At 43.0% G+C, this 7,287-nt stretch carries 7 protein-coding genes; 4 read left to right on the plus strand and 3 right to left on the minus strand.

The genetic code is table 11. From position 1 onward, the window contains the following. The coding region (locus AB3112_RS06510; RefSeq protein ID WP_367334141.1) for an HAD hydrolase family protein at positions 1 to 329 on the plus strand (329 nt) is incomplete at its 5' end. A 137-nt stretch (positions 330 to 466) separates the two neighbouring features. Here the strand turns inward: AB3112_RS06510 and pgmB are convergent. The 3 genes from pgmB to mscL all read right to left on the minus strand — a co-directional run bounded on the left by pgmB (position 467) and on the right by mscL (position 4,367). Next, positions 467 to 1,141, minus strand: a complete 675-nt coding sequence (pgmB, locus tag AB3112_RS06515; RefSeq protein WP_084975212.1) for a beta-phosphoglucomutase — start codon at positions 1,139 to 1,141, stop codon at positions 467 to 469. Positions 1,142 to 1,160: 19 nt separating this feature from the next. Continuing rightward, a complete protein-coding gene (locus tag AB3112_RS06520) occupies positions 1,161 to 3,878 on the minus strand; it encodes a glycoside hydrolase family 65 protein (protein ID WP_084975214.1) in 2,718 nt (905 codons plus the stop codon). Between the two features lie 123 nt (positions 3,879 to 4,001). Beyond that, positions 4,002 to 4,367 carry a large-conductance mechanosensitive channel protein MscL gene (gene mscL / locus AB3112_RS06525; protein ID WP_057910483.1) on the minus strand — a complete coding sequence of 122 codons (366 nt, stop codon included), beginning with the start codon at positions 4,365 to 4,367 and terminating at the stop codon, positions 4,002 to 4,004. 157 nt (positions 4,368 to 4,524) lie between these two features. Between mscL and AB3112_RS06530 the strand changes: the two genes are divergently transcribed. From AB3112_RS06530 to AB3112_RS06540, 3 genes are all read left to right on the plus strand, one after another. After that, the gene (locus tag AB3112_RS06530) at positions 4,525 to 4,761 is read left to right on the plus strand and encodes a hypothetical protein (protein ID WP_084975217.1); all 237 of its coding nucleotides are present in this window, start codon (positions 4,525 to 4,527) and stop codon (positions 4,759 to 4,761) included. Between the two features lie 27 nt (positions 4,762 to 4,788). Then, complete coding sequence (locus AB3112_RS06535) at positions 4,789 to 6,648, plus strand: protease pro-enzyme activation domain-containing protein (RefSeq protein ID WP_057910481.1); 1,860 nt, start codon at positions 4,789 to 4,791, stop codon at positions 6,646 to 6,648. Positions 6,649 to 6,669: 21 nt separating this feature from the next. Next, positions 6,670 to 7,287, plus strand: a 618-nt coding sequence (locus AB3112_RS06540; RefSeq protein ID WP_367334142.1) for a lysostaphin resistance A-like protein, incomplete at its 3' end; no start/stop codon positions are given.

Below are 7,287 nucleotides of genomic sequence, written 5' to 3' on the forward strand. Positions count from 1 at the left end.
ACTATGATAAAGATAAGTTGTATCAAGATAAATTCAAGGGTCAGTTGTCCTTGGTCAGAAACAACCCCCGCTGTTTGGATACCATGAAATGGGGCGTTTCAAAGCAGACTGGCATTCAGGCATTGATGAAGAAGTTGGACTTAGGTGATGTGCCATCCTATGCATTTGGCGACCAAATGAACGATTTACAAATGTTTGCGGAAGTTAAGTTCCCAATTGCGATGGGCAACGGGGTCCCTGAGGCCAAAGAAAAAGCGACTTACGTTACCAAATCAAATATCAATGGCGGCATTGTTAATGGATTGCGCCATTACGGACTGATCAAATAACTTGAGGTCCTTGGCGGCTAGTGGCTTTTTTCTGGAATGACAATTAAGATTTGAATAATTTGTGACAGTCAAAAAGGCCTGGATAAAAGCGTTTAAACCTTTGTCCGGGCCTTTTAATGTACAATTCAATTCAAACTTTAGGCGTCCATTTGGGCTTCAATATTTTTCAAAGTCATCTCAGCAGTATCGGCAAAGTTGACATCAGCATCCTTTAAAATTGTTTTGTCACCAATTCCAATTGACGTTTCACCCGCCGCGTTGATTGATTCAACACCAGCGGCCGCATCCTCCACGCCGATGCATTGTTCAGGCTTTAAGTCAATCAACTCAGCACCCTTAAGATAGATCTCTGGATCCGGTTTGCCGTGGGTCAAGGTTTTGGGGTCAACGATTTTGGGGAAGTAGTCCGTTAAGTTGAGCTTTTGTAAAACTTTTGGTGCGTTTTTTGAAGCAGAAGCCAACGAGAGGAGATAGCCGCCATCTTTGATTTCGTCGAGGAAGTCTTTGATTCCAGGCAGAATGTTAGCCGGCGTCATTTGGTCAACCAATTTTAAATAATTGGTATTTTTTTCCGTGGCTAAGTCGACTTTTTGGTCATCGGTATATTTATCTTGGAGATTGCCGGCCTTGAGGATCATTTCCAGCGAATCCATTCGACTGATTCCCTTGAGGCCATCTTCTAATTCTTTGGACCACGGGGCACCCACCTTGTCAGCGACTTGATGCCATGCTTGACTGTGAAAGACCGACGTATCGGTAATCACACCATCTAAATCAAATACGAACCCTTTAATATCAGAAAACTTTGCCATTTTATTTCACTCCTTCAGATTATTTGTATGCGACTGTCGTCATTTTATTTTTCGTTAATGAATAAGCTTTACCAGCAATATTGACGTGGGTGTCGGCATCGGCTGTAACGTCAAGCCGGTGGTGCCCAATTACAAATTGATAGTTGATGCCTTGATAAGTTTGTTTGAAGGAAATTTTACTCCAAGTACTTGGCAGGTGAGGGTTAATTGTGACTTGGTCAGTATCGAAACGCACACCGCCATAGTATTTGGTTTCAATCTGAAGCGTCGCACCCATCACGCCAAGGTGAATACCTTCTGCGGTCGTTCCACCTTGAATATCGTAGTAATCGGAGAACAGCGCAGTTGAAAATAACTGCCAGGATTGGTCCATGTTGCCATCAATCTCGTCGAGAACTGAGTATACAATTCTTGAAAGTGTTGATCCATGAGTTGTCCGGTCAAGGTAGAAGCGTAGATTGCTGGTAAAGAAGTTGGCAGGCAATGTGTAGCCCAAGCGGTTAATGACTTTCTGGACTTCATCGAACGGTAAAACATAGTATGCCATCAATGTATCAGCCTGCTTGGCAACTTGGTAGGCGTCCGGTGATTTGCCTTCGCCTTTAAGCAACCGGTCAATTCGGGAAATGTCGCCGTACTTCTTACGGTACGAATCAAAGTTCAGCTTCGATAGGTTGAAGTATCCGGTAAACTGGCCGATAATACCTTCTTCGTTGATATCCAAACGCAGCTTATGAGCGATATCATTCATCTGATCCAACAGTTGTTGGTCAAATTCAGCTTTCTCACTGGCCGCTTTTAAAACGTCTGGGTCTGCATTGCCAACTAACGTCGCTACTTGGTCAAACAACCAGGAGACCATAATGTTGGTATAGGCATTGTTGGTTAAACCGTGGTCATTTGAGTTTGGATATTCCTCGTGAAATTCGTCCGGTCCCATGACATGGTGAATATCATAGCGATCCGCATCCTTGTCATAGGTCGTCATGCTGACCCAGAACTTGCAGATTGAAAGCAGCATTTCTAATCCATAGTCGTTCATAAAGGCTTGGTCGCCAGTAATGTGGACGTAGTTAATTACGTCATAAGCAACGGAAATGGAAACGTGTCGTTGAAGCCGGCTATTATCAGGATCCCATTGACCGCTGACCGGGTTCAAATGAACGAATTGGGACTGTTCATCACCATACATTCCGGACTGCCAAGGATACATGGCGCCTTGTTTGTTTTCGGAAGCGGCATATTTTCTTGCTTCACCAATTCGGTTATAACGATAGATCAGGCATTGTTTGGCAATGGCCGGGTAGTGAATCGCATAAAATGGCAAGTCAAATGTGACATCCCAGAAGATATGCCCCCGATAAGCTTCTCCGTGAAGTCCACGGGCACCAACCGACGTGTCCAGCTTCCCGGAAGCCAACGCCGCACTGGTGACCAGCATATGAAAAATATTCACCCGAGTCAGCTTTTGCGAGGTTAGATCATTTTCGATCTCAATGTCTGAATGCTGCCAAACGTTTTTCCAAAACTTTTCACTGTCGGATAACGTATCTTCAAAGGAAGCGTCGTTTAGTTCGTTTTGGGCGTCAACATCAAGATTGGCATTTGGATCATCACTGGTAAAGACCGTGACATTTTTTTCGAACTCGTATTCCTGTCCAGGTTCAACATTGATACTCAAGGATTGTTCAATTTGCTTTTCCTCGGTCGTCGTACTGATTAATTTTTTGGTATCATAATCCTTGCTGGATAACTTGGCATTAATGACAAACTGGACGTGGGAGGTCTTGGTTTGGCCGGTCATTGAAATCTGATCGTCGTGTGCAGCCATTCCAATCACATCAATATGGTGTTGATCAAAGTCTTGATATCGTTCCACGTTGCCATTAATGACACTGCCGTCAATGCCGGAATAGATTTGAACACTGCCGGAAAAGTTGATCGGCTTTAATTCGTATTTGATGGCATAACGGTGCCACTGGTTCATGTTGGCTGCCTTTGTGGCCCGAACTTGGATGATGTGGCCGGTAGCCAGCTGGATGTGCAACGTCGTCGTCAACGTGCCGGTCTTAAGATCAAGGCTTCGGTAAATATCTTGAATATCGGCTTTCTTAATGGTAAATGGTTGCTGATGATCAACACCAAAGCTCAGGTACTGGGCATTCGGCAAGTTGACCAAGTCCTCATTGACCACGTCGCGATCGTTAATTTTAGTGGTTAACTGGTTGAAGACACCGGCAACGTACATGCCTGGATAATTATCCTTGTCGGCGTGGGATTCAACGTAGGCACCCCGCAGTCCAAAGTAACCATTTCCGATTGTCAGCATGGCTTCTTGACCATAGTTTCGCTTCCCGGCATATTCGCCGTAATAGTCTAGATGCCACTTTAAGTATGCTTCTTTTTCCGCGACAGCTTTTTTCAGGCCAACTTCTTTGACGTGGTGCAAATTAACAACCGGAATATTCATCATATTGGCAATCGCCAAGCCAATGTCAATTTTTTGATGATTGATGCCGATGACGGTGTCAGAAAATTCATAGTCGAGTGAATTTTCAATAATTGCGGCGTCAATGGGTAATCCTGTCAATGCTGCTTTGATGTTCTCAAGATTATCGCCAATTGAAAATTTGGGGTTATAAGTGATCATAAACTTCCGAAATGGGGGTCGGTTGGAATCTTCTGAATAGTTTAATTCCATAACCCCGTCTCGGGCCCTGATAGCAAACGTTCTCATAACAAAACCTCTTCTCAAATTTTGGAAATAAAAATTTCTGTTCACACTTCTGATTCTATCCTACAAGCGCTTGAATCGCAATGAATTGGCGCTTTTGAATCATTTAGGCGGCTGAGAAGCAGGCTATTGTTTATCTTTTAACAAGTCCCTGATTTCTGAAAGTAGAACTTCTTTGTTATCGACAACTGGTTTTTGTGGCTGTCGTTTGAGAAACTTATTGAGCATTTTAATTAAGATGAAGACGACAAACGCGACAATCAGGAAATTAATAATCGAGTTGATAAACGCACCATACTTAAACGTTGCCCCACCAACCTTGACCATCAGATTTGACAGATCAATTTTTCCTAAAAACAAGCCGATCAGTGGGTTAATCAAGTTGTTGGTCAATGAGGTGACAATCGCAGTAAATGCGCCACCAATAATAACCCCGACTGCCAGGTCGATGACATTTCCCCGAGCAATAAAGGCTTTAAATTCTTTTAACATAATCATTTTTCTCCTCTCTATGGGTGTGTTATTGTCATTACATTCATTATATCGGTGGCAACGCGGTAAAGACAAACTGTAACTTTGACAATTCATTCGTGAATTCAACTGGTGAAGTATGATAATATGAAATAAGAAATTTGACTGGAGAAACACCTTGAAAAAGAACAAATTATTTTTAATACTTGCCGCAGTCCTGTTGGTGCTGGTTGCCGCGTTTTACATAACAAAAACATTGTCATTATCGGTTTGGTCATTTGCAATTATTTGGTTGATTGCAATTATTTTAATTCGACTGATTTTGACGCCGCTGGTGGTGGTTTTAGTTCGCCAGCATGACGCCAAAATTCAAGCGAAGCGAGACCAGCAGGAAAAGGATCAAGAAAACAAATAAGATTTTATTGAACTGAAGGGGAATTGGATGAAAAAGGATTTGCTTAAGAGACTATTGATATCTGCCACAGTTGGGGTCGTGATCACACTGACCCTGTTTGTTGGTGCGTTTGGATCAGTTCAGGCAAGTTCAACAACGAATGTGTCTGATTCCAAACAACAACTAGTCGATATCGTCTTACGGCCTAAAAGCCAAAAGACACTTCACAAGTTCGTTTATGACTCAGTTAATCCCAACTCCTCGAGCTATCGAAAATTTGTGACGCCGGGGACTTTTTCCAAACGGTTTAGTCAAAGCCCAAGTAAAATCAAGGCCTTAAAAAATTACTTACACAAGCATCATTTGAAAGCCCAAACATACAAGGGTAATTTAATTATGGTCGTAAAAGGGTCAACGAAAAACATTGAAAAAGCATTTAAGGTTAAATTAGTCAACGTTAATAATGGCGAAGTGAAGTTTCAAAAGGCCACTTCCAACCCGAAATTGCCCAAAAAACTATCTAAAGTTGTTTATACAATTTTTGGGTTATCCAACTATTCACCATTTTCTTCGAATAAGGTTGCCTATCAGCCTTCCTCACTTCATACGATCACGCCGCATTCAGCAACATCCGGCGCATCAAAGAAGTATTCGCCAATTCGATTCGTCAATCGATACAAGCTCCAGTCCTTATATGACAAAGGCGCAACTGGTCGGAGTAAGACAATTGGAATTATTTCGTTCGCTAATTTTCACCCAAATGATGTTTATCGCTACTGGGATGATGAGGGAATCAACGTCAAATCAAATCGGTTGAGCATTTATCGAACCAATGGCTACAAAGGTAGTTGGGACGGGTATGACGAATCCACCATTGACGTGGAGCAGGCAGGGGCGATTGCGCCAGACAGCAACATTCGGACATATATTGCCAAGCCAAATATCATCGGGATGGTGAACTCAATTGCCGCGGCAGTTGGCCAAAACGTTGCGGACACGCTCTCACTCAGCTGGGGACAAAGCGAAGCCCAAGTGGCTTACGAAATGAAACAGGGGATCACACCCAAAAAATATAATCAGATTATGAACCTGCTGTTTGAACAGGCTGCTGCACAAGGGATCAGTGTCTTTACCGCAACTGGTGATAACGGCGCTTATGATGGGATTACTACCGGGTTGACCACTGGCCTTTCCGTTGATACCCCTTCCAATTCACCCTATGTGACGGCTGTGGGTGGGACGACTTTACCCAAGACCTACACGGTGAATAAAAAGAAAGTATCGATTACCAAGGAGCGTGCGTGGGGCGTTGAATTTTTGTACCCTAACTATAAGCACCAACGCTTCTTCGGTAATTTAGATATGCTGCAAAGCTTCTTTGCCGGCAGTGGTGGCGGTTTTAGTCGATATAATCCGGTACCCAGTTATCAAAAAGGGGTCAGCGGAATCGGCACTTATAACGCGATCAAGTTATGGCAGTTTAAGCTGGGCCAACCGGTTCTGTTGAAGCATGCCGTTAAGCAGAGTGGCAAAAAGAGCGGGCGGAACCTACCGGACATTTCTGCCAATGCGGATCCAAATACCGGGTACAGTATGTTTATCACCCCCAAGAACAATCGCAATTCCAAGGGACAGTGGCTCATTACCGGCGGGACCAGTATTGTCGCGCCGCAAATGGCTGCGGCCAGCGTGTTGCTGTCTGACTTTAATACGACTGGGCGATTAGGTTTTTGGAATCCTCAAATTTATAAATTTGCCAAGCGATCTGATTCGCCATTCAAGCCGTTGGACAGCCGAACAAATAATACAAATTTGTACTACACGGGCCAACCCGGTAAGCTTTATAATCAGGCAACTGGATTAGGAACCGTTGATTTTACTGCGTTGAATAAAGCGTTTAACGAATAAGCGTTCTTGAGGAGATTTTGTATGAAAAATACCGAAAAATTAACGTTTGGTGACTATTTTGAACGTTTAATGATTTTTTTTGCCTTGATCATTTTGGTCGGCATCGTTCAGCTTCCATTGATGTTTATTGTTTCAGGAAAATTATCCAATTTAGCAAATTATGTGGTTGGGATCGGCTACATTTTAGGGTTTGTCGTTGCGATTTGGTTGGCTCAATACGCTTACCGTAAATACGGTCGGCCTGAAAGAAAGCCGCTGACTGGCAATAACGTGAAACAAATCGTTATCTTCTGGGTAGCCTTTATTATTCTTGAAATGGTTCTGGGAAACCTTAACAAAGTGGTTTACCACGTTACCCAGACTGATAATAACCAGGAAATTCAAACGATTTTGTCGAGTAATCATTTAAGTCTCATTTTGATGGGATTTACAGCCATCTTTTGTTCACCAATCCTAGAAGAAACTATTTTTCGGGGATTTCTAGTAGATGCATTTTTTGACTCAACCAGCAAATGGGCACCGATCATCGTCAGTGGCGCCGTTTTTTCAATGATGCATATGGATCCAAACTGGGCCCATTTTAACGTCATCAGTTTTTTGACGTATGCCATTTTAGGTGGAATGCTCGCATATTTGTAT

The sequence above is a fragment of the Lentilactobacillus sp. genome (assembly GCF_040773105.1).
Lineage (GTDB): Bacteria > Bacillota > Bacilli > Lactobacillales > Lactobacillaceae > Lentilactobacillus > Lentilactobacillus parabuchneri.

What these genes read in the sequence shown, in the direction of transcription:
- AB3112_RS06535 (WP_057910481.1), top strand. Translation starts at nt 4,789, where the DNA reads ATGAAAAAGGATTTGCTTAAGAGACTATTGATATCTGCCACAGTTGGG.
- mscL (WP_057910483.1), bottom strand. Translation starts at nt 4,367, where the DNA reads ATGTTAAAAGAATTTAAAGCCTTTATTGCTCGGGGAAATGTCATCGAC.
- pgmB (WP_084975212.1), bottom strand. Translation starts at nt 1,141, where the DNA reads ATGGCAAAGTTTTCTGATATTAAAGGGTTCGTATTTGATTTAGATGGT.
- AB3112_RS06520 (WP_084975214.1), bottom strand. Translation starts at nt 3,878, where the DNA reads ATGAGAACGTTTGCTATCAGGGCCCGAGACGGGGTTATGGAATTAAAC.